This is a genomic window from Chloroflexota bacterium (assembly GCA_016219275.1).
In the GTDB taxonomy this organism is placed as follows: domain Bacteria; phylum Chloroflexota; class Anaerolineae; order UBA4142; family UBA4142; genus JACRBM01.
In genome coordinates this window covers 53576-75058 of record JACRBM010000016.1, presented here as the reverse complement: position 1 = coordinate 75058, position 21483 = coordinate 53576, and the positions used below count along the sequence as shown (strand labels likewise).

General features: G+C 57.7%; 19 protein-coding genes. 7 read left to right on the top strand and 12 right to left on the bottom strand.

Going from position 1 to position 21483, the window contains the following annotated elements; translation table 11 throughout:
• Nucleotides 1-8: 8 nt before the first annotated feature.
• From HY868_02850 to HY868_02820, 7 genes are read left to right on the top strand one after another with little or no spacing between them, the layout of a single operon-like run.
• On the top strand, nucleotides 9-2513 hold the full coding sequence (locus tag HY868_02850; protein MBI5301049.1) for a hypothetical protein: 2505 nt from the start codon (nucleotides 9-11) through the stop codon (nucleotides 2511-2513).
• A 4-nt stretch (nucleotides 2514-2517) separates the two neighbouring features.
• Nucleotides 2518-2730, top strand: a complete 213-nt coding sequence (locus tag HY868_02845; GenBank protein ID MBI5301048.1) for a hypothetical protein — start codon at nucleotides 2518-2520, stop codon at nucleotides 2728-2730.
• A gap of 10 nt (nucleotides 2731-2740) precedes the next feature.
• Complete coding sequence (locus HY868_02840; protein ID MBI5301047.1) at nucleotides 2741-3388, top strand: hypothetical protein; 648 nt, start codon at nucleotides 2741-2743, stop codon at nucleotides 3386-3388.
• Entirely contained in the window at nucleotides 3376-4905 is a 1530-nt protein-coding gene (locus tag HY868_02835) for a DUF2029 domain-containing protein (GenBank protein ID MBI5301046.1), read from the top strand. The genes HY868_02840 and HY868_02835 overlap by 13 nt, the downstream gene beginning before the upstream one ends.
• Nucleotides 4898-6412: a DUF2029 domain-containing protein gene (locus HY868_02830; GenBank protein MBI5301045.1), complete on the top strand. Its 1515-nt coding sequence runs from the start codon at nucleotides 4898-4900 to the stop codon at nucleotides 6410-6412. Before HY868_02835 ends, HY868_02830 begins: the two co-directional genes overlap by 8 nt.
• Nucleotides 6330-6986, top strand: a complete 657-nt coding sequence (locus HY868_02825) for a TIGR04282 family arsenosugar biosynthesis glycosyltransferase (GenBank protein MBI5301044.1) — start codon at nucleotides 6330-6332, stop codon at nucleotides 6984-6986. The genes HY868_02830 and HY868_02825 overlap by 83 nt, the downstream gene beginning before the upstream one ends.
• Entirely contained in the window at nucleotides 6983-7663 is a 681-nt protein-coding gene (locus tag HY868_02820; GenBank protein ID MBI5301043.1) for a glycosyltransferase family 2 protein, read from the top strand. Before HY868_02825 ends, HY868_02820 begins: the two co-directional genes overlap by 4 nt.
• Nucleotides 7664-7792: 129 nt before the next feature.
• On the opposite strand, the gene HY868_02815 is transcribed toward HY868_02820, so the two are convergent.
• The 12 genes from HY868_02815 to HY868_02760 all read right to left on the bottom strand — a co-directional run bounded on the left by HY868_02815 (nucleotide 7793) and on the right by HY868_02760 (nucleotide 21443).
• Entirely contained in the window at nucleotides 7793-8707 is a 915-nt protein-coding gene (locus tag HY868_02815; protein MBI5301042.1) for a molecular chaperone TorD family protein, read from the bottom strand.
• The gene (locus HY868_02810; GenBank protein ID MBI5301041.1) at nucleotides 8688-8969 is read right to left on the bottom strand and encodes a hypothetical protein; all 282 of its coding nucleotides are present in this window, start codon (nucleotides 8967-8969) and stop codon (nucleotides 8688-8690) included. Before HY868_02810 ends, HY868_02815 begins: the two co-directional genes overlap by 20 nt.
• Nucleotides 8966-11773: a molybdopterin-dependent oxidoreductase gene (locus tag HY868_02805; GenBank protein MBI5301040.1), complete on the bottom strand. Its 2808-nt coding sequence runs from the start codon at nucleotides 11771-11773 to the stop codon at nucleotides 8966-8968. The genes HY868_02810 and HY868_02805 overlap by 4 nt, the downstream gene beginning before the upstream one ends.
• A 102-nt stretch (nucleotides 11774-11875) precedes the next feature.
• A complete protein-coding gene (gene nrfD / locus HY868_02800) occupies nucleotides 11876-13456 on the bottom strand; it encodes a polysulfide reductase NrfD (GenBank protein ID MBI5301039.1) in 1581 nt (526 codons plus the stop codon).
• Between the two features lie 22 nt (nucleotides 13457-13478).
• Nucleotides 13479-14555 carry a lipoate--protein ligase family protein gene (locus HY868_02795; GenBank protein ID MBI5301038.1) on the bottom strand — a complete coding sequence of 359 codons (1077 nt, stop codon included), beginning with the start codon at nucleotides 14553-14555 and terminating at the stop codon, nucleotides 13479-13481.
• A 62-nt stretch (nucleotides 14556-14617) separates the two neighbouring features.
• Complete coding sequence (locus HY868_02790; GenBank protein MBI5301037.1) at nucleotides 14618-15085, bottom strand: glycine cleavage system protein H; 468 nt, start codon at nucleotides 15083-15085, stop codon at nucleotides 14618-14620.
• An 87-nt stretch (nucleotides 15086-15172) separates the two neighbouring features.
• Nucleotides 15173-15610, bottom strand: coding sequence for a glycine cleavage system protein GcvH (gcvH, locus tag HY868_02785; protein ID MBI5301036.1), 438 nt, complete (start codon nucleotides 15608-15610; stop codon nucleotides 15173-15175).
• The gene (locus tag HY868_02780) at nucleotides 15607-16113 is read right to left on the bottom strand and encodes a hypothetical protein (protein MBI5301035.1); all 507 of its coding nucleotides are present in this window, start codon (nucleotides 16111-16113) and stop codon (nucleotides 15607-15609) included. The genes gcvH and HY868_02780 overlap by 4 nt, the downstream gene beginning before the upstream one ends.
• Nucleotides 16110-18206 (bottom strand): (Fe-S)-binding protein, encoded by a 2097-nt coding sequence (locus HY868_02775; protein MBI5301034.1) that lies wholly within the window; start codon nucleotides 18204-18206, stop codon nucleotides 16110-16112. Before HY868_02775 ends, HY868_02780 begins: the two co-directional genes overlap by 4 nt.
• 83 nt (nucleotides 18207-18289) lie before the next feature.
• Entirely contained in the window at nucleotides 18290-19249 is a 960-nt protein-coding gene (locus HY868_02770) for an electron transfer flavoprotein subunit alpha/FixB family protein (protein ID MBI5301033.1), read from the bottom strand.
• Nucleotides 19250-19318: 69 nt separating this feature from the next.
• Nucleotides 19319-20086: an electron transfer flavoprotein subunit beta/FixA family protein gene (locus HY868_02765; protein MBI5301032.1), complete on the bottom strand. Its 768-nt coding sequence runs from the start codon at nucleotides 20084-20086 to the stop codon at nucleotides 19319-19321.
• 82 nt (nucleotides 20087-20168) lie between these two features.
• Nucleotides 20169-21443 (bottom strand): (Fe-S)-binding protein, encoded by a 1275-nt coding sequence (locus HY868_02760; GenBank protein MBI5301031.1) that lies wholly within the window; start codon nucleotides 21441-21443, stop codon nucleotides 20169-20171.
• Nucleotides 21444-21483 lie beyond the last annotated feature (40 nt).

Sequence of the window (21483 nt, the reverse complement as noted above, 5' to 3'; positions counted from 1 at the left end):
TTGATGTGATGCTCCCGGGTGGAGTGGAAAATCATTTTTCCCTGCGTGTCTTTGCGGTTCAATTTATTCTCAGCGTGCTTGCCGCTTGCGGGAATTTCCCTACGACGACATCGCCAGCGCTCGATTCGAATTTCGATGCAGAGACTCGGACGCTCATCGCGAACGCGGAGCGCGTCGTGTTCGTGATTCCGTTCTCGCACTGGGATACGGATTGGCACGAAAATTTTGCGGACTATGTCAAACGGTCCGATCAAAACATTCTCACCGCGATTCAAATGGCGAAAGCGCATCCGCGTTTTCGTTACACGCTGGAGCAAGTTCTCTTCGTCCAACACTTTTGGGACCACTATCCGCAACAGCGCGCCGATTTGAAAGCGCTCGTCCAGCGCGGACAGATTTCGTTTGCATGGGCGGGCATCACACAGCCCGAGACCAGTCTCGTCGCGCCGGCGATCCAGGTTCGCAATCTGCAACTGGGACAGGACTGGATCGCGGAAAAATTTGGCCGCGAGTACGTTCCGCGTACCGCGTGGCAATCCGATGCCTTTGGGACTGTAGCCCTCTTCCCTGCATTTCTCGCGCAAGCCGATATTCCGTACCTGTACATTGGACGCGGTCCGGCGCGCTGTGACCCCAACGATCCAAATTGCGGACCGCTCCCGCGCGCATTTTTCTGGCGCACGCCCGCTTCGAATGCGCGCATCGTCGTCGCGAGCGGTTTTTACGCAAATGCCTGGGGCGCGGTATATCGTTTTGACGACGAGCAACAACAACTCGCGGCGCTGGGCGAATTTCTGGATGGCGAATTCGCGCGAACGAATTCCAAGTATGTGCTCGTTCCATGGGGTTTCGATTTTCTCGATCCGACGGCGAATGTGCCGACACTCGTGGAACACTGGAATGCAAAAAATCCGCGCACGTTGATTGTGATGAGTGATCCTGAGACGGCATTCGAGTATCTGGCAACTCAGCCGCTTGCCGAAATCAATCTGGACTTGAATCCGCTCTGGCAAGCGTTTTACGCGACACGCCCATACGCCAAGATTGCGGACAAGGAAAGCGAATTCTATCTGACCGCTGGCGACAAATTTGGAACACTGGTCAATGCGCCGCAAACATCGGCGTGGTACACCGCGACGATCAACGCGCATTACGACAACATCAGCGGCGTGTCGTTCGACTCGGTTTGGGAGACGACCCAGCGCCCGCGCTATGAGCAAACCGTCGCCACGGCGGCAAACGATCTCGCGTCCACGCTCGCCCGAATCGCGAGCGGCATCGAATCGCCTATCGTCATTTTCAATCCGACTTCGTGGCAGCGTTCCGAAATCATCGAACTGCAGGGCAGTTACCCCGATCCTAATCGGTTGCCTGCGCCGGTACAGCGGATCAACGCCGACACAATTGCCTTCCGTGCTAACGCGATCCCAGGAATTGGTTTTGCAGTACCGACGACGAACGCGCAAGCGATTGAGCATCCGGCGCGGATCTCGCGCAGCGGCGATCGCGTCATGCTGACGAATGGGCTGGTCACCGTCACGCTCGATGCGGCGCATGGGGGAACATTCGCGCATCTGTCCGCCGGCGATACGAATTTACTTTCTGCATTTGGCGACGATGTGACGTTCATTGACGACAGCGGCGATGTCTACGGCGCACGCTTTGGCAGTGAACGCGCGCGTGAAAGCCAGGTGCTCGCGCAAATCACCACGCTCGCCGAGGGTCCACTCCTCGCGCGCGCACAAGTGAATTTTGCGCTGGGCGGAAAACCGATTACGAAAACCGTCACACTCCGCGCCGACAGTCCGCTCGTCGAAGTGAATTTGCAAATCGCCGCGCTTGCTGAAACGACGGCAATCGCGCAAACGCCGACGACGCTTGCCGCGCAAACGCGCACCGACGACCTGGGTTTCGGCGCATTCAATCATCCCATGGACAATCGTCCCATCGTCGCCGGCGACATCACGTATCGCCGAAAAATTTTTTATCCGATCATAGCGTGGGGCGATGTGTCTTCCAATGATGCCGGCTTGACGCTCATTACACATGGCTTGCAGGGTTTGGGCGGTACTAGCACGCTCAACCTTATGCTCGTGCGCGAGGTGACCAAGGACGACGAAGGCGTAACTGATTCGGATTATCACACGCTGCGGTACGCGTACCTGCCGCACGTCGGGCAAATTGATGTTGGACAAGTTGGAAACTTATCCTACGGATTCAATCAGCCGCTGATTCCAGTGTGGCGCGCGAGTGGGATGCTCAATGTGCAGTTGCCATTCGAGGATCGCGTGCGACAATTCCCAATCGCGCGTAATGCGCCCAGACAGCCGAATTCGCTCACGATTATTTCGGCGCAAAGTGGAATCGTCGCCGACCTCTTTCGGCGCGATGGTCAAACCCAGGTGCTGGCGCTCGACTACGACCCAGCGACGGCAACAACGCTGACCTTTGGCGACAAGCAAATCACACTGCCCGTAAACGGATATAGGTTGATGCCCATAGTGTTGCGGTGATAGAATGCAATTGACCCTGGAAGACTCGAAGCGCGCGCCAAGTTTATCGCAATCCCTGGATGCGGCTGCGCGAAGACATTGCCGAACTAAACAAGTCGCGGTGTTGCCGTTTGGCGATGTGTTGCAATGGGTATTGACCAGCGAAATCCGCGACAGTATGGCGATGATTGCCGTGTTGATCGCCGCGCGACAACGCACGCGACAACAACCGCAATGAAGGAGCTAGCATGGGAACTCAAATGATGACGCAACCCTCCGCGGCGCTCGACCAACGCCTCGCGAGCATCGGACTTGGGATCGGTCGGATCGTAGTCGGCTTGCTATGGTTCTCGCAATTGTGGTGGAAGTTGCCGCCGACGTTTGGTTGTCCGGCTGATTTCAAATTCAGCACGCGCGATCAATTCACGTCGGGCTTGTGCGATTGGATCGGACGCGAAGCGGCATACGCGGGAGACTTGCGCGTCTTTAATCTTGATTTGCATCTGATCGGACAACCCAATTTTTCGATTGACCTGAGTTTTCTGTCGAGCGCGTACGGCGGATTTTTACGCGGCTTTGTGATTCCAAATTTCAGTTGGATGGCGTGGATCATTTTCGCGACCGAGTTGTTCATCACGGTGACGATTCTCTTCGGCATACTGGCGCGACTCGGCGCGCTGGTTGGTACCGCACAAGCTTTGAATTTGACCATCGGATTGCTGCCGGTGCCGGCGGAATGGGAATGGACGTACATCATGCTCACGACGCTGAATTTCGTTTTGCTGATGACGGCGGCAGGTCGTTACGTCGGATTCGATACGCTCTTGCATCCCTGGGCAGTCGCGCAAGCCGCGAACGGCAATCCGCTCGCAAAGGTTGCGCAGTGGCTGACGTGATGGAAATCAACCACGACGCACGCCAAGCACGCCAAGGAAAAATTCTGATTGCCATCGGCATTCTTTCGCTCGTCCCGTACTTGTACGCTTTATCTCTGCAAGACCTGCGCGCGCATACCGTCGAATTCGAGGGCGCGTTCTTCGCCGCGTTCGCGCTTTACGTGGCGGCGGTCGTGATCGTCCTACGCGACGACTCGGACGCATCACGCACACTTGCGTCGCGCGCACACCTGCCCTGGCGGGCGGCGCCAGGGAGTACCGGTGCCACGAATCACGGATCACTACTCATCATCTTCGCGTTCGCGATTATCTTCAATGTCGTTCTCATCTTCACGCCGCCGACACTTTCAGATGATATGTACCGCTACGTGTGGGATGGACGCGTGCAGGCACAACGCATCAACCCGTATGCGTACCCGCCGAACGCGGCGCACCTTGAAAACTTGCGCGATGATGTCGTGTGGCAACAAATCAATCGCAAAGACGCGGTGACGGTTTATCCGGCTGGCGCGGAATTAGCATACGCCGCGATCTGGCGTATCGTACCGGACAATGTGCGCTGGTTCCAAATCGTGATGGCTGCCGGAAATATTCTGGCTGGGGTTCTCTTAGTTTTGTTGTTGCGCGCGTTGGGCAAACCGGATCACTGGGTTTTGATTTACGTGTGGCACCCGCTGGTGATCTTCGAGACGGCGCACGCGGCGCACGTAGACGGTTTGGTATTGCCGCTCTTGGTTGCGGCATGGCTCGCGCGCGCGAAAGGACGCGATGTGTGGGTCGGTGTTTTTCTCGGCGCGGCGACTGCGTTGAAACTTTATCCCGCGTTACTTTTGCCCGCGCTGTGGCGTTGGCGTGATGATCAGGGACGATTGCGGGCAGCGTGGCAGATGCCGTTCGCGTTTGCCGCGACATTCGCGTTGATCTACGTGCCCTATCTTTCGCAGGGTAGCGGCGTGATTGGATTTTTGCCTCAATATTTGAACGAGCGATTCAATATAGGATTGGCGGGCATCGTCACAGACTTGATCGAGAAACCACCCGCGCCAATTTTCCAAGCGGTTGCCCACGCGGTAAATGGATCGGCATCGCCGATCGTCAACTTGCTGATGTTTGCCGCGCTCGCGCTCATCGGTCTCGTTATGCTCTTGCGTCCAGCGCCGGATGCCGAGCAAGCGATTCGTCGCAGCATCTGGCTGATCGGCGCATTCACACTGCTCACGCAAAATCTGTTTCCGTGGTACATGCTGTGGCTTGTGCCGCTGCTCGCTCTATTCGTTCGACCCGGTAAACTGGGACTGGCATTCGATGCGTGGACAGGATGGTTCGTGTTCAGCGGGCTGGTCGCACTTGCGTACACGTTCTTTATTGTTTGGCGTCCAGTCGCGTGGGCGCTTTCGTTAGAATTTATTCCGTTGTATCTCTTTTTGATTTTGCCGTCCGCATGGAATTGGTTCAAACGATTTCGTGCGCGCATCCCAATTCTGGAACGACAAAAGATTTTCGAGCGAAATGCGTAAACCGATAATTCAGCTTGCCGCGCTCGCCATTGCCAGCGCGCTCATCTATGCGCTCGCGTTGGTGTGGCGATACAGTTTGATCGAATGGTGGTCGGTTCCGCACCAAACGATTGCCAAAATTTCTAACCATGATCCGTTTGCCGCCGTGACGTACGTGCTCGCGTTGAGCGCGTTGTTTCTCCTGTATGCACTCGCGTGTCGGATCGTTCAGCGTAATTCGAGCGCGGCGATGTGGCGCGTGGCAATGGCGGGCGCCATCGCATTCAACGTGATTCTGCTGTGGCTCTACCCGGTGGACGCCGCGGATATTTTCGACAACATTATTCACGGACGTATGCAAGCGTATTACGCCGCGAACCCATTTTATCAAACGGCAATCGAATTCGAGCAGGATCGTTTTTTCAAGTACGTGGCATGGGAGTACTTTCCCTCGGCGTATGGTCCGGGATGGGAGTGGATTGCCGCGAACGTCGCGCGTGCGGCGGGTGAGGACGTCGTTGCGAATGTCATCGCGTTCAAGTTGGTCGGCGTGTTCGCGTACGCCGCGACGACGGCGCTCATCGCGATGACCCTGCGACAACACGCGCGCGGACGCGCGCTGTATGGCGCGCTGTTCTTCGCATGGAACCCGATGGTGTTGTACGCCACAGTCGGCAACGGGCATAACGACGTCGTCATGGTGCTGTTTATCGCATTGGGTTTTTATTTTCACGCGTGCAGGCGGTTCACATTCGCAGCACTTGCGCTGACCGCCGGCGCGCTCATCAAATTCATTCCCGTGTTGCTCTTGCCGATTATTCTCGTCGCGGCGCTGAAGCAGTTGCGTGCCTGGCGCGCGCGGGTGACTTTTGGGGCGAGCACGCTGGCGGCGTGTGCGCTCTTGGTCGCGATCGCGTATGCGCCATTCTGGCGTGGCGGCGATGTGCTGGGTATCGCGCGGCGCAGTGATTTGTTTACGACGTCGTTGCCCGCGTTGATCCAAGTATCGCTCGAACCCAGTGTTGGCGAATCGTTTAGCGCACGGCTTGCGATAGGTGTTGCTCTCGTTTTGCTTGGCGCGTGGATTGTGCGCCAAATGCGCGTGCTGTGGCGGCGTAAAGACGTTCCATGGAACGTCACTGCGCGGGCGGGTGCATCTATCTTGCTTTTCTATCTGCTCGTTAGCTGTCTGTGGTTCCAGCCCTGGTACACCATCTGGTCTCTCGCACTCATCGCTTTGCTGCCCGAACAAACACTGACCCGCGGCGCGCTCGTATTATCCTTTGTCGCGACCTGGAAGATGCCGCTGTTCGAATTCCTGCTTGTGCCCGCGCCGCCATTGCCCCCGCGCGCTTGGCGCGAATGGCGGATCACGCCCGGCGTCCTCGGCGCTGCTTGGGCGTTTTGCGTTTACCCGTTTTTCAACAAGACCGTGAGGCGAATCAATGAAACGCGCGTTACTCGTCATCGCGAAACGTCCCAGTCCGGGGCAAACCAAAACTCGGCTGACTCCGCCCTTGGCGGCTGAACAGGCGGCGCAACTGTACGAATGTTTGTTGCGCGACACGCTCGATATCGCGCGCGCTGTGCCGGATGTGGCGCGCTTGATTGCATACGCACCGCTTGACCAGGCAGAATACTTTCAGCGTCTCGCTCCCGATTTTGGGTTGGTCCCGCAAATCGGCAGCAACCTCGGCGAGCGATTGGACAATGCGCTGAACCACTGCCTTCGCGATGGCTTTACGCAAGCCGTGATCATGGACAGCGACAGTCCAACCCTCCCAGCCGATCATGTTACGCGCGCGTTCGACGACCTCGCGCATACGGATGTTGTGCTGGGTCCTTGCGAAGATGGCGGATATTATTTGATCGGGCTATGTCGTCCGCAGCCGCGTTTATTGAGAGACGTGGAGATGTCAACCCCCCACGTCCTGCGCGACACACTCGCGATCGCGAAAGAGGAATACTTGCGCGTCGCGCTTTTGCCGATGTGGTACGACGTGGACACCCAGGATGAGTTTGTCCGATTACAAACCGAATTACATTTTTCGACGAATGGAACCGCGCGCTATACGCGCCAATTTTTCAGGAGTGAAATGTGAAAGTTGCCGTTATCATCCCGGCATTGAATGAAGCCGGGTGCATTGGGGACTTGGTCAAAGAAGTAACGCTACAGTCGGTCGCAGAAATCATCGTCGTGGACAATGGCTCGACCGATGGGACCGGGGAAGCCGCGACATGTGCCGGGGCACGCGTTGTTTACGAACCGCGACGCGGCTATGGATATGCGTGCGCTGCCGGTGTTGCCGCCGCGCGCGCCAACGACGTGTTCGTGTTCCTGGATGGCGACCATAGTTTTCTGCCAAGCGAAATGCCGCGACTGCTCGCGCCGTTGCAAGAAAATCGCGCGGATTTGGTTTTGGGTTCGCGCACGCGCGGATTCATCGAACCTGGGTCAATGCCATTTCATCAACGCTTTGGTAACTGGCTTGTCGCGACCTTGGTGCGCCGGCTATATGGTTTGCCCCTTACCGATCTCGGACCGTATCGCGCCGTGCGACGCGCTTTGATGCTTGCGTTAGACATGCGCGAGATGACCTACGGATGGCCCACGGAGATGATCATCAAAGCGGCGCGCCAGCACGCGCGGATTGTCGAGGCGCCGGTCAGTTACCATGCACGTCGGGCGGGGCAATCCAAAGTGAGTGGTACGGTGCGCGGCACATTGTTAGCCGCGCACCGCATTTTGAGCGTGACCTTTCGCTATGCGTTCATGTAATGAGTGCAGAGAATCTAGTCCGGCTTATTTCCCCTTTTTCCAATCGCGGAATATCTGGAGGAGGTCTTGGCGCGCCGGCGGATCAATTTATCGCGGGATTGTTGGATGTCGGTCACTCGGCGAACAACTCTAAAGCGCATCCCGCATTCTTTCCAAATATACTGACGTTCTCTGGGCGCGGTCTAGCCACGCTCGGGCAGAGGTCGCCATCGAGGGATTTTCCTTCTCCGCGATCATGTAACGTTCGAGCCACCTCTGCGTTTCCATCTGCAACGTCGGCAACAATAACTGCACGCTTTGTGATTCGCCCGCTGCGATGAACAAACTCCGCACCATGCCGGTTCGGTCACCAAAGCGAACAGGTAATCCGGTTTCACGCGCGATACGGGTGAGATCATCCTTGCGCAAAAAGATGCCCGACCGCGCCGGGCTGAGAAGATACGCGACGATGGAGTTCAAATTCTGTTCGTCGAGCGATGGGTCGGGGAGATCAGTGATCGGAGGAGACGGTGCGTAGTCGAGCGGCGCAATATTCGCGCAAACCCACTTGAGCGTTTCGCGCGCGAGCGTTCGATAGAATTCCGCGCGCGCGTTTTGTTCGACGGCGGGTAAGAAAATAATCGCCCACGCCGCGATCTCATCGCGCAGAAATGTCTGCGCCGCCTCGTTACGCTTGTGTTCCAACAAATGCGCGACGAAAAGCAATTCCGCGCCGAAATGATCCGACGCGCCAATTGGCAACGCGGCATCGAGTTGAAAACCGGCTTGCTCGTACGCACGTTGCACACGCGCGGTTGTCGCCGTGTTGAGCACTCCCTCCACGTCGAGAAACACCGACGCGTACGGATAGACGTTCAGCGTAAACAACCGCGTGTACTCGACGCGCAAATCGTGGAGGTCAGACGACAATGCAGACGCGAATCGCGCGTCGTCGCGCAACTGTGCGATCATCGCGTCGTCGGGTTCGATCAAAAATAATCGCGCGAGGAGACGACACGTCTCTGCTCGCGCGAAATCATTTTGTTCACGTTGCCAGGTTGACAATTGCCTTCACCAAGGGACGCAGGTCGAGTTCGTGCGGCACGAGTCCGGCGTCGCGATAACGCGCGACGACATCATTCAGGGCGTGGACATCGAGCGGTAGACCGACGAACGATTCGGCGAGCACGTCCCACACCATTCCGCCGAAACCGCCGCGCGGCGTAATCGTCAGCGCGGCGATGCGTTCCGCGTCAACGTCCAACGAAATGTCTAACGCACCGTCGCTCGCGCCAAGAAGCAGATAGCAGGTCGTTTGCTGGCTCATTCGATTTTGTACGCGCTGGGATCGGGTTTGACCGCGCGCGGCATCCACAACGGTCGGCGCAAGTTATCCGGACCGGGAGCGGGACGCGTCAGCGCGAGCCATTCCTTGTAGATTTCGTGCGCGCGGTTCGTGTCCACAAACACATCGCCGTAGCGGTCGCCGGGCAACGCCTTTTCGACGCGCACCTTTTGATGCCAACAGTGCATCCCGCTGATCGGATCGGGATGCACTGCCATCGTCAGATTCTGATGCACGCCGACCTCGTTCCACCACACGCGCTGTGAATCAGGGTCACTGCTCGCAAATGGTTTCGCACCTTCAAGTTGGTTCATCGTCCACTTGCCGTCGGCGTGTTCAAGTTTCACGGTGGCGGCAAGCCAGCCCGAACCGCTCTGCGCGTCGAGACGCCAGCGTCCCATGTGATGCGAACACGCGACCACGCCGGGGCGAATGCTTTCCGTCGCCCACACCTTGTCCACGAAATAGCCGATGTCGGTCGTTACGCGCACCAGGTTGCCGGTGTTCACGCCGAGCCGGCGTGCGTCGTCGTTGTTCAGCCACACCGGATTCTTGTGCGAAATTTCGGCGAGCCATTTCGAATTGGCGCTGCGTGTGTGAATCTGGGTCGGTAGGCGAAACGTCGAGAGCAGAACGAATTCGTTATTCGCGCGATTGACATTGCCGCGATTCACGTGACTCTGAATGTATCCCGGCAAAGCGTACTCGGACCATTTCCAGTCTTTCATCGTGCGCGAATAAATTTCGAGTTTGCGCGAAGGCGTGGGAAAGCCGATGTACTTTTTGCCGTCAATCTCCACGCCGATTGCTGCGCCGGCTTTTTTCACGACATGCGTCGCCGCATCCACATTCGTTCCCTCGAGTTCCTTTTCCGTCAGTTCCTTCTCGTGCGTCTTGTAAACCAGGTCTTTAACCGTGAACGCGCCGTACTTGCGCATGAATTCGAGCGGCGTCAGTTTTTCTTTTTGCGCGGCTTCCGGCAAACCTGGGACGCTGTTCTCGAAAATCCAGCGGTAGTAATCCGTGACCGTCATCTTTTCGCCGGGACGGTACGGCGATTCAAAATACTTGCGAATGCCGAGCGATCCATCGGGATCAATCCGCCACGACAACTCGATCCAGAATTCGTCTTCTTCCCAGACCTGACCTGGGTTGGCTTCGTACGTATACTTGACTGGCTTGCCGATTTTTTCGAGTGCGACGCGGCGCACCGGCTGGCGAAACGCGATCCACTGCGCGGCGTGCGTTTCGTAACTCATCAAGTCGTGTCGCTCCGGTCCGAGTCCCATCGGCAGAACGTAATCGGCGAACCACGCGGTCTCGTTCCATGTTGGCGTGAGCGCGGCGTGCAAGCCGATGAGATTTTCGTCGGATAGCACTTCCATCCAGGTCGCGCCGTCCGGATTCGTCCACACGGGATTGTAGACGCGCGTAAAGTAGACCGCGAGTTTGCCGCGTCCTTCTTTCAAGAAATGCGGCAGGAGGAAACTCAATTCAAAGTACGACAGCGGGTACTCTTTCGGCATCAGGAGTTCGTTCCACACTTTTTGCGGCGGCGGCTTGAGCGGCGGCGTCGGCACAAATTTGTTAAACCCGTTGGGAGATGTGCCGCCCGGCGTTCCCACCGCGCCGACGAGCACGCTCAAAAGTTCCACACACCGCGCCACTTGCCAGCCGCCCAAATTCGCCGTCGCGGCGCTGCGCCACACGTGCGTCGCAAACGCCGACCCCGCGCGTCCGATCTCGCGCGCGATTTCGACAATCGTCGGCGCGGGAATGCCGGATTCTTGCTCCGCAAATTCCGGAGTGAACCCGGCATAGATTTCTTTCAATCGCGCGATGAACGTATCAAAATCGTAATTGGTAAGTGGTAATTGAGCATTTGGCTCGTTTGGCACGTTTGCCAGCAACTCTTCCCAGTTCGTCCAGCGACGCACGAAATCGCGGTCGAACAAATTCTCGTTCAGGATCACGCGCGCCATCGCGAGCAGAACCGCCGCCTCCGAACCGGGCCACGTCGGCAACCAATAGTCCGCCATCGAAGCCGTGTTCGATAAACGCGTATCGAGCACCGCGATTTTCGCACCGCGCATTTTCGCTTCGATGATGCGCTGCGCGTGCGGATTGAAATAGTGCCCGGTTTCGAGATGCGACGAGATCAGAAGAATGAATCGCGCGTTCGCGTGGTCGGGCGAGGGACGATCAAAGCCATGCCACAATGAATAGCCGAGCCGCGCCGCCGACGAGCAAACGTTCGTGTGCGAATTGTGTCCGTCAATGCCCCACGCCTGCAACACGCGATCCATGTAACCGTCGTGTCCGGGGCGACCGACGTGATACATGATCTCGTTGCGCCGTCCTTCGATTAACGCTTTACGAATGCGTCCGCCAATGTCGTCGAGCACTTGATCCCAGGTCACGCGTTCCCATTTGCCTTCGCCGCGCTTGCCCGCGCGTTTCAGTGGAAACAAAATCCGTTCGGGATCAGTGACCTGGCTGTATGTCGCCGGACCCTTCGCGCAATTGCGCCCGCGCGACCCAGGATGTTCGGGATTGCCTTCGAACTTGCGGACTTGCATCGTCGCTTTATCAATGTACGCGAGCAAACCGCAACCGGATTCGCAGTTAAAGCAGACGGTCGGCACAAGCATGTAATGTTTTTCCACGCGGCGGGGCCAATCGGTGGACTCGTACTCCATCCAATCGTCCCACTGTTCGACCGGCGGATACGCGGCGAGTTCTGGTTTCGCTGTCACAAAATCAAGCGCAACGCCCGTTGTAGTCATTGATTACCTCAACCATTCGAGGGAAATGAGGGAAATGAAGGAACTGAGGGAATGTGATTCCTTTATTTCCCTTATTTCCCTCAGTACCCTCCATTCTTCTTTCTACGAATTCGGCGCCCTCTGCCCGGCTTGCACCCACGCGTGCAGAACCGCATACAATCCGGCGAGCGCGCACACTCCACCGATCGCGCTCGCGAGCGCCGCGGACGTGGCAAGCGCGATGATTGCCAGCGCCAATCCGATGGACTCCGCCGCGATGCCGCCCCAAAAGAACGCGCCGTAATATCCGTGGATCATCAGATCATGTCCGTGTCGCGCGTTCGTCGTCGCCGGCGGAATCGCAAAGTCGGCGAGGATTTGCGTGGCGATGAGCGCGGCGAGACTGACGACGAATGCCCAGACAAGCAGAGTCATTGCCGACACCGGCAACACGCCGAACATCGCGGCGATCAACAATGCGCCGCTGCCCGCCGCCCCGGCATGCAAGAACAGATTGAGCGCGAGCGGCGGCGACTGCCACAGATCGCGACCCTCGGCTTGCGAAAAGAGAAACGCCGAATAGATCGCGGAAAAGATCGCGAGGAACGCGGCGGGAAACGTCAACGCGTTTTGCGTTTGCGTGAGCCAATCCAGGGGCAGCGCAATTGTTTCGCGCACGACCGGTTCTTGCGCCGCGCTCGCGAGGAACCACAGCCCCCCTAGTGCGGAAAATCCCATCAAGATGAACGCGCCGCGCGCGAGCCACGAACGCAACTGCGGACGCAACACGATTTTCAGAAAGCGGCGCGGTTGCTTCAAATCCCAGACGAGGAAAAAGGTCGTGATGCCGATGAACACGAGCGAGAGGAACGCGGCAAGCGCGGCGAACGCATTGGGTAGCGGCATTCCAAATCCCAGGAACAACGCCGGCACGAAGAACGCGCCCGCGCCGATGGATTTGGTCCACAAGTACGTCGAGACTTTCCAGCCCCAGGGAATTTCGTGTGGCACATCGTAAACGGTTTGCGTTAACGCGCCGGCGTACGCGCCGCCGTGATGAATCGGTCCGCTCTCCGAACCGTTTCCGCCATACGCCGATGCGCCCACATCCGCCCACATCCAGGTTGGCGGGCGCGCCGCCGCGAGCGGATTGAGCGATGCCGCTTCGCCGTCAATGTAAAATAATTTTGGATTCGTACCCTGCTCCGGTTTGCGTACCGAAACCTGCTCGCGCGCGAGGAGCCGCGAAACTTCAGACCTGGGATTGTCCATGTCGCCGACGATGATCGCGCGTTCGGGGCAAACGATCACGCACGCCGGTTCCAAATTTCGTTCGAGGCGATGCGCGCAGAAATGGCATTTCGCCGCGGTGTGCGTCTCAGGGTCAACGTAGATCGCATCGTACGGACACGCTTGCAAACACGCCTTGCACGCAATACAATGCTCGGCGTTGAATTCGACGATGCCATCGGTTCGCTGATACATCGCGCCGGTCGGACAGATGCGGACGCACGGCGGATTCTCGCACTGATTGCAACGCGTGACCTGGAAATACCGGCGCGTGTTTGGGAACTTGCCCTTTTCGATGTACTTGACCCAGGTGCGAAACACGCCGAGCGGCACCTGGTTCTCTTCCTTGCACGCGACACTGCACGCATGACAACCGATGCACTTGCGATTGTCAATGATCTTGGCGTATTTCATCTACTCTCCGCCACCATTTCGCTCATTGGACTGGTTGATTGAGAAGCATCACCGCGTTGGTCAGATCGTCCACGGTCATGCCCGGTGATTGGATCGCCAGCGTGCGATAGACTTCTTCGGTGCGCGTCTTGATCGCGTTCGGATCGAGTGCCGTGCCGCGCAGCGCCAGTTCGAGCGCGCCCGGTGCGAACTTGGGCATCATTGTGAAATCGCCGGAGAGTGTGAGGTCGTCAATGCGACCCTCGCGCACACGCGCGGTCACGCGGATGAGACCACCCGGCGCTTTGTGCGCGGCTTCGATCACGCGCACATCCTCGTGAATCTTGACGCCGACTTGGCGCAAGCCGCCTTTTTGATATAGCCACTCATCGGTCGCAAATTTTCGATCGAGTTCGTCGGCAATCGCGAGTTCGCGCGCGGTCGGTTCGCCTGGCACGATTTTGCGTCCGAGCGCGGCTTCGATTTGCGCGAGATAAATTTTGACGACCGCGCCGCGGTCGGGCATGTGACCGAGTTGGCGCGTCATCGTCGTCATGTATTCGTTGAGCGATTGAAAAATCTTGTCGCGCATTTTCTCGGATGATACCTTCAATACTTGCGCCATCAACTCGAAATTGAAATCGAACATCAGCGAGCCGACGACGACTTCGGCGTCGCCCATCTGCGCCGCGCCGGTGCCGCCAATCTTTTTGCCTTGCACGTGAATATCGTTGATCGGGCGATAGTTCGCGGTGATACCAAGCGCCTTGTACGTTTCGACGAGCGGCTTGATGTACAACGCAAAGCGTTCGCCGAGGTCGGCGGGCAACACGTTGCGATGGAAAATCCATTGCGTAAAGACCTGGTTCTGGTCGAGGTACACCGCGCCGCCGCCGACTTCGCGTCGAAACATCGGCAAGCCGTGCGCGCGACAATACTCGACATCCACTTCTTTTTCCAGTTCCTGATGAAAGCCGATGCACACGTACGGCTCGGTCGGTCCGACGAGGATGATCGTGTCGGGCGAATCCGCATCGAGGGCGTACGCAATCGCGTGGTAAATCGTTTGCGAACGAACGGGGGGAACGAGTTGCAGATCGAGCAGACGGATCGTGTTCATGGCAACCTCATATTTACCAATTACCAATTACTGGTTATTAGTAATTGGTAATTGGTAATTGGTTAGTCTATGCACCGCATACAATTGATCTTCAATTCTTCGATCTTCTTTTGATACGCGGCGAACGCGGCGGCGGCATCAACGAGAAACGCGCGCTCGGCTTCCAGGTTCGTCGGTCGAATTTTGACGAGCCAGCCCGCGACGTACGGATCGCGATTCGCGATCAGCACATCGCGCGCGAACGCGGATTGATTCGTCGCGACCAGTTCGCACGACAGCGGCGCGGGAAACGGACCGACCCACTTGCCGCTTTCAATCGTCGCCAACGCCTTGCCGCGCGCGAACGTTTTCCCAGTCGCGCGAAATTGGATGTGAATCAATTTGCCGCACCGCGTCTGCGCGGGGTCGGTCATGCCGCACGTCGCCGTGCCAGCGTCATCAAAACGCACCCATACATCGTGCTCGACGTTGTAAAACAAATCTTCGGGAAACGCGCAACCGCGATAGACGTTCATGGTCAAATATGCCAAATGTGCCAAAGATGCCAAGGATGGCAAACGCGCCAAATGAGTAATGTACCGAAATCAGGACTAGGGCATCTTTGGCACGTTTGTCTTTCACTCACACTTGATTCCTTCTTTTTCCATAAACGCTTGATACGCCGCAACGCCATCTGCGCCGGTCACGAGCGCGGCTTTGTCCGCGTCCCAGTTCGTCGGCTTCATCCGTACGATCCAACCCGCGCCGTACGGATCGTCGTTGATGAGCGATGGCGTTTTCATCACCGCGTCATTCGACGCGACGATTTCGCCGGTGACCGGCGCGGCAACCGGACCGACCCACTTGCCGCTTTCGAGCGTTGCGACGCTTTTGCCTTTCTCGATCGGCTTGGTCGTTTTCTTGACCGTCGCGGAAACGAGTTTGCGCGCGAGATGTTGCGCGACATCGGTGATGCCCACCGTCACAGCGCCATCCGACTCGGGGCGCACCCACACGTGCTTTTCGACCAGGTAATGCAAATCTTCGGGAAGGTTGCATCCGCGTACCGTGCTCATGGTTTTCCCTCCTTGGAAAATCGTCTCGCGGATATTATCGGTACGGGATTATCTTTTGTCAATCCGGCTTGCGCGCGTGCGGCGATTTGCGCGCGGAGCGATTCGATCCACGCGACGATGCCCGCCGCCGCGCGCGTGGCTTGCACGGTTTCCGTTTCCAGGTCTTGCGCGACAAACCCGGTTTGCGCGAGTTCCTTGACGCGTTCGGTCAACTCGACGCGCGCGAGATTCGTCGCGCGCATCAACGCGGCAATGCTCTGTCCATCCGATTTTTCGAGCGCACGTAGAACCTGGTAATTGAGCGGATCGCACGCGACACGCAGCGCGCGCAACAGCCAATCGCGCGTCGTCGTTTCGATTTGCGCGTCGTCGCGCTGAAACGCCTCGACCCAGCCGACGAAATCGGTCGCGCTGTCCAGGCGATCAATGCGATCGAGTGCGATGAGCACATTGCGAAGACGCGCCCACAAACCGTCAACGAGTTCGTTCGTCGGATCGCTCATGCCGCCACCTTTTCCGCGATGGGCGTCGCAATGGGTTTGGCAGGTAGAGTCCCAGGTTTTAATTCCATCGCCTCGCCAACGAGTTCGATAATGTCCTTGACGATGATCTTGCCTTCGTTCCCGGAGGTTTTCACCGCGTCGGTGTACATCGCGACATCTTTCGGACACGCGACGATAAAGAGCGGAACGTCTTTGCGATCTGGGTTTGCCAGCGCGGTCAATGCTTCGCGGATACGATTCTCCGCCGGTTTTTCGCCGGGCACGCCCGCGCCTTTCCAAATCTGACCGCCGCCCGCGCCGCAGCAAAACGAGTTGGCGCGATTGCGCGGCATCTCGATCAATTCGACGCCGAGCCGTTCGAGAATATAACGCGGCGCGTCGAACGCGCGATTGTAGCGACCCAGGTAACACGGGTCGTGGTACGTGACGCGATATTTGAGCGCGCGCGCGAACTTGATTTTTTCTTCGCGCAATAGATACTCAATCGTGCGCGTGTAATGCGCGACCTGGTAGGTTTGTCCCAGTTTGGCGTACTCAAAGCGCAGTGCGTTCAACGTGTGCGGATCGGTCGTGATAATCCCTTCGCGAAATTTCGCTTGGCTAATCGCGGCGACGTTGTGCTCCGCGAGCATCTCGAACAAACCTTCTTCCCCGGCGCGGCGCACGTCGTTGCCGGAATTCCATTCCGCTTCGTGCAGAATTCCGAAATCCACACCGGCTTGACGCAGCACGCGCGCGAACAAGCGCGAGGATTCTTGCCCGCGCGGATCGAACGACGCGAAATCGCCGACAAACCAAAGATAGTCCACTTGTTCTTTGCGCGCGTCCTTGATTTTGAAATCGAGCGCTTGCGTCCATTTCGCGCGCGTGCGCGATGATTGTCCGAACGAGTTGCCCTGCTTGGAAAGATTCTCTAACGACTTTTGCAGATTCGCGTCAAGCGTGTCGCCTTCGGCGATGAGCGCGCGGCGAATATCAATAATGTCCACCATCGGCGTGTTGCCGACCGGGCACACTTCGACGCACGCGCCGCACGTCGTGCACGCCCACGCGGCTTCTTTCGAAATCGCAAACTCCCAGAGCGGCGGCGACGATTTACCGCCAACGAAATCCGCAAGGTGCTGATTGAGGTAATAGCGTTTGTTGATTTCGAGCGCGGCGGGCGAGAGTGATGTGCCAGCGGCGTATGCCGGGCACGCATCCTGACAGCGATTGCACATGATGCACGCGTACGAGTCCATCACTTGATGCCAGGTCAAATCCTGCAAATGCTTGGCGCCCGCGCCGTCTTCCTCGGTCGTCGCGACCGGACGGTCGCGGAAGAAAAACCAATTGAGCGGCGCGAAGAAAATGTGAATGTGTTTCGAGCGGACAAAGTACGGAAAGAAGAGCAGAATCAAACCGAGCGCGCTCCACCACGTAACGTGAATGCCGATCTGCAAAACCGGCGCGGGCAACTGCGCAAGCGGAATCGCCGCGAGACTCGCCGTGGGTTCGAGCCAATTGCTCTGCCCGTTCGCGGCGATTTGCATGCCGCGCCCGAGCCAGCGCGAGCCGACGTGCAATAGAATGAAAATGCCGACCGTGAGCGAATCGAAATGAATCGCGCCGGCGCGCACGTGCTCATTCAGCAAAACGTTCGCGCGAAAGTTGAACGCGGGATCGCGGCGGATGAATCGGCGGATCAACAGCGCGACCATGCCGGTCAGCGCGCCGACGCTCAACAAATCGGCGGCGAGGTCGTAAATGCTAAAGAGCCGCGCGAGATCGCCGGACCGGATCGTTTCAAATTCGGAAAAATAACCGGCGGCGGCGTCGAACACATTGACCAGAAAATAAAATGAAAAGCCGGCGAAAATCATAAAGTGAAAAACGCCGACGAGTGGGCGTTGAAAAAACACCGGCAGATTCGTGCCGACGACGAGGAGTTGCGCGAGGAGGCGCTCGCGCAATGTCGCGCGAATGTGTTGCCAATCGGGACGACCGCGCCCGCGTCCAATCGCGCGCACGATGCGGAACGCGTACACGCCCGACCAGGTTAGCATCACCGCGGCGAAGATGAGGAACGCGATTTTTTCAGGATACGTGAGCATCGAAACTCCGTCATCAGTATCCAGTGTTCGGTATTCAGTTTACGCGATCCTTTGCTCACTGAATACTGAACACTGAACACTGTTCACTGCGACTTGATCTTCTCCGTCAATGCCGGCACGACATCGAACAAATCGGCAGTGATGCCGTAATGCGCGACGTCGAAAATCGGCGCGTTGGCATCGGTGTTGATCGCGATGATGAGACCGGCGTCGCGCATTCCTTCGAGATGTTCCGGCGCGCCGCTGATGCCGACCATGAAATACATTTTCGGTTTGACGGTCTGTCCCGATTTGCCGACCTGACGCGATTTCGGCAACCAGCCATTGTCCACAATCGGTCGCGATGCGGACAACGCGCCGCCCAATGCCGCGGCGAGTTCTTCGACCAACGGAAGATTGTCCGCGTTCTGAATGCCGCGCCCAACGCTGACGAGAATCTCTTGCTTGGTAATGTCCACGTCCGCCGCTTCGGGTTCGATGAGTTGCTTGAAGCGCACGCCGCCATCGTTCGTCGTCACAGAAACTTGTTCGACGACGGGCGCGCCCGCGCCGCGTCCCGCGTCCGCGCTGAATGAGCCGGCGAGAATCGAAACGATCACCTGGTCGCCCGTCGCTTCGGCGTCCGCGAGCAGTTTGCCGCCGTACAGTTGCGCGGTCGCAATGATTTTTCCATCCTCGACGCGCACGTTCTTGCAATACGCGACGAGCGGGAGGTCGAGCGATACCGACACGCTCGCGGCGAGGTCCATCCCCATCGAGGTGTTCGCGATCATTACGACGCGCGGCGCGCGCGCGCGAATCAATTCCGCAAGCGCGTTCTTGTGCGCGATCGGCGTGAAATTCGCGAGCATCGGTTCGCCGATGTGCAGCACCGCGTCGGCTTTACCGAGTTGCGCGGCGAGCAGCGCATCGCCGATGAGCACCGCATTGAGTTTGCCGCCAAGCGCGTCCGCGATCTCGCGCGCCTTGCCCAGCATCTCAAAAGTAATGTCGCCGATTTTGCCTTTCAAGTGTTCGACGACGACGAAAACGTCGTTTGACATTGTGAGTTCTCCGTGGCGCGAATTGCGAACCGAAGTACGCAATTCGCAATCCGCGATTCGCCATTCGCTTTACTTGACCAATCCACGCTCTTTCAGAATTTCGACAACCCGCGCCGCCACCGCGTCCGCGTCGCCCTCGATCATCTCCGCGTGTTTACCATTTTCCGGTTTGAACAGCCGGCGAATCGCGATGCCGGCGTCTACTGTGCCATCGCGGGAAATGCTCGTCTCAATTTTCTTTTCCTTCATCATTGCGCGCACTTTGGAGATCGGCGCGTAACGCGGCGCTTGCTTGGCGGCTTGAATGCCGAGCACCGCCGGCAAGTCCACTTCAAATTCCGCGAGTAGCCCACCCGCGTATTCTTTGCGCACGACTGCGACCCTGCTATTCACTTGAACGCCGGTGATGACGCTGACGTGCGGGACGCCGAGATACGTCGCGAGCAAAACGCCGACCTGCCCATCCAGGTCTTCGACCGATTGCACGCCGGTCAGAATCAAATCGTGCGGCAGCGGCTTGATCGCATCGGCAAAAAGTTTCGCGGCTTGGTGGCTCGTCGCGCCGTTCGCAAAGTCGCCTTCGATTTTAATCGCCTTGTCCGCGCCCTTGGCGTAGCAAGTGAACAGCGTGTTGTCCACGTCCGGCGTATCGAGCGCGAGACACGTCACCGTGCCGCCGTGTTGTTCTTTCAACAGCAACGCTTGTTCGAGCGCCCAATCGTCAAACTCGTTGACACCCAGTTTCAAATACTCGCGATTCAACCCGGTACTATCGTCGTTCAGTTCGAGTTCTTCGATCAGGTCGGGAACTTGGCGGATACACACTATGATATTCACAAGACCTCCGGATTCGGAATTCTAAATTCGTAATTCGTAATTCGGACGATAGAACGTGAATTTCGAATTTCGAATTTCGAATTTACCCACGCATCGCTTCGTCTACCAACTCGATAATGTCGCGCACGATCAGTTTGCCCTCGTTGCCCGTCGCCTTCACCGCATCCTCGAATCGCGACACCTCGAATGGACAGCAGACCGCGAGAATGTCCGCGCCGGTTTCGACGGCTTCGATGACGCGGCGGTCCGAGAGACGCATCGTCGTGTGATCGCGCGTGAACGAATCGAGCCACATGCCGCCGCCGCCGCCGCCGCAACAATAACCGTTCGCGCGATTGCGCGGCATCTCGATGAGTTCGACGCCGGGAATCGCGCGCAACAAATCGCGCGGCGCGTCGTACTCGCCGTTATGCCGACCCAGGTAGCACGGATCGTGGAACGTTACTTTTTTGTTCAGCGATTTCTTGAACAAGGGTTTGAGTTTATCCGCCCTCGGCGCGAGGAATTGCGTGTAATGCGACACGTCGTAATTGCCGTTGTACTGCGGGTATAAATTCTTGAATGCGTTGAATTCGTGCGGACCCGTGACGACGAGTTTGTTGAATGCGTACTTGGCGAACGTCGCGATGTTTTGTTCCGCGAGCATTTCGAACAAACCCTTTTCACCCGCGAGCCGCTGCGAATCGCCGTCGTCTTTTTCTTCCGCGCCGAGAATTCCAAAGTCCACACCGAGCGCGGTGAACACGCGTGCCATCGCGCGCGCCGCGTCCTTGCCGCGTTGATGATACGAGGTATAGGTGCTGACGTACCACAACACGTCCACCGCGCGCTTGGCTTGCGCCATAATCGCGACCGGCACGCCGGCGTCTTTTGTCCAATCAGCGCGCTTGCGCGGATTCTCGCCGAGCGGATTGCCATAGCGCCCGGTGTTCTCGAATGCCTTTTGCAATTCCGGCGGCACCGTGCCCTTGTTCACCGCGACTTCGCGCACGGCGGGCATGATCTTGATCATATCCACTTGTTTGGGACACACGCGCACACAATTTTGGCACGTCGTGCAGAGCCACAAGTCCGGCGAGTCAACGAGCACCGTGCCCGTTTGCGCCTTGCGATAAATTTTGCGCGGTCCGTAATCGCCGACGATGTCCACCGGACAAACGCCGATGCATTTCGCGCATTGATAGCAGTACGCCAGCGACTCGCCGCCATCCAGTGCGGCAATCTCTTCGATGTTTTCCGGCGTGTACTGAAAAATCACGCGCTGTTCAAACATCCGATTCCACTGCCCGGAAATATCTACTCCGTCAACGACGATATTTTCTTTTTCGATAGGAGTGGCTTTTACGCTTTGAGGCATTTCGTTCTCCTTGAGGAGGGTCGCCAGTCGTCAGTCAACA

What these genes read in the sequence shown, in the direction of transcription:
- HY868_02850 (MBI5301049.1), top strand. Translation starts at nt 9, where the DNA reads ATGCTCCCGGGTGGAGTGGAAAATCATTTTTCCCTGCGTGTCTTTGCG.
- HY868_02845 (MBI5301048.1), top strand. Translation starts at nt 2,518, where the DNA reads ATGCAATTGACCCTGGAAGACTCGAAGCGCGCGCCAAGTTTATCGCAA.
- HY868_02840 (MBI5301047.1), top strand. Translation starts at nt 2,741, where the DNA reads ATGGGAACTCAAATGATGACGCAACCCTCCGCGGCGCTCGACCAACGC.
- HY868_02830 (MBI5301045.1), top strand. Translation starts at nt 4,898, where the DNA reads ATGCGTAAACCGATAATTCAGCTTGCCGCGCTCGCCATTGCCAGCGCG.
- HY868_02825 (MBI5301044.1), top strand. Translation starts at nt 6,330, where the DNA reads ATGAAACGCGCGTTACTCGTCATCGCGAAACGTCCCAGTCCGGGGCAA.
- HY868_02810 (MBI5301041.1), bottom strand. Translation starts at nt 8,969, where the DNA reads ATGAGCCAGCAAACGACCTGCTATCTGCTTCTTGGCGCGAGCGACGGT.
- HY868_02805 (MBI5301040.1), bottom strand. Translation starts at nt 11,773, where the DNA reads ATGACTACAACGGGCGTTGCGCTTGATTTTGTGACAGCGAAACCAGAA.
- nrfD (MBI5301039.1), bottom strand. Translation starts at nt 13,456, where the DNA reads ATGAAATACGCCAAGATCATTGACAATCGCAAGTGCATCGGTTGTCAT.
- HY868_02795 (MBI5301038.1), bottom strand. Translation starts at nt 14,555, where the DNA reads ATGAACACGATCCGTCTGCTCGATCTGCAACTCGTTCCCCCCGTTCGT.
- gcvH (MBI5301036.1), bottom strand. Translation starts at nt 15,610, where the DNA reads ATGAGCACGGTACGCGGATGCAACCTTCCCGAAGATTTGCATTACCTG.
- HY868_02780 (MBI5301035.1), bottom strand. Translation starts at nt 16,113, where the DNA reads ATGAGCGATCCGACGAACGAACTCGTTGACGGTTTGTGGGCGCGTCTT.
- HY868_02775 (MBI5301034.1), bottom strand. Translation starts at nt 18,206, where the DNA reads ATGCTCACGTATCCTGAAAAAATCGCGTTCCTCATCTTCGCCGCGGTG.
- HY868_02770 (MBI5301033.1), bottom strand. Translation starts at nt 19,249, where the DNA reads ATGTCAAACGACGTTTTCGTCGTCGTCGAACACTTGAAAGGCAAAATC.
- HY868_02760 (MBI5301031.1), bottom strand. Translation starts at nt 21,443, where the DNA reads ATGCCTCAAAGCGTAAAAGCCACTCCTATCGAAAAAGAAAATATCGTC.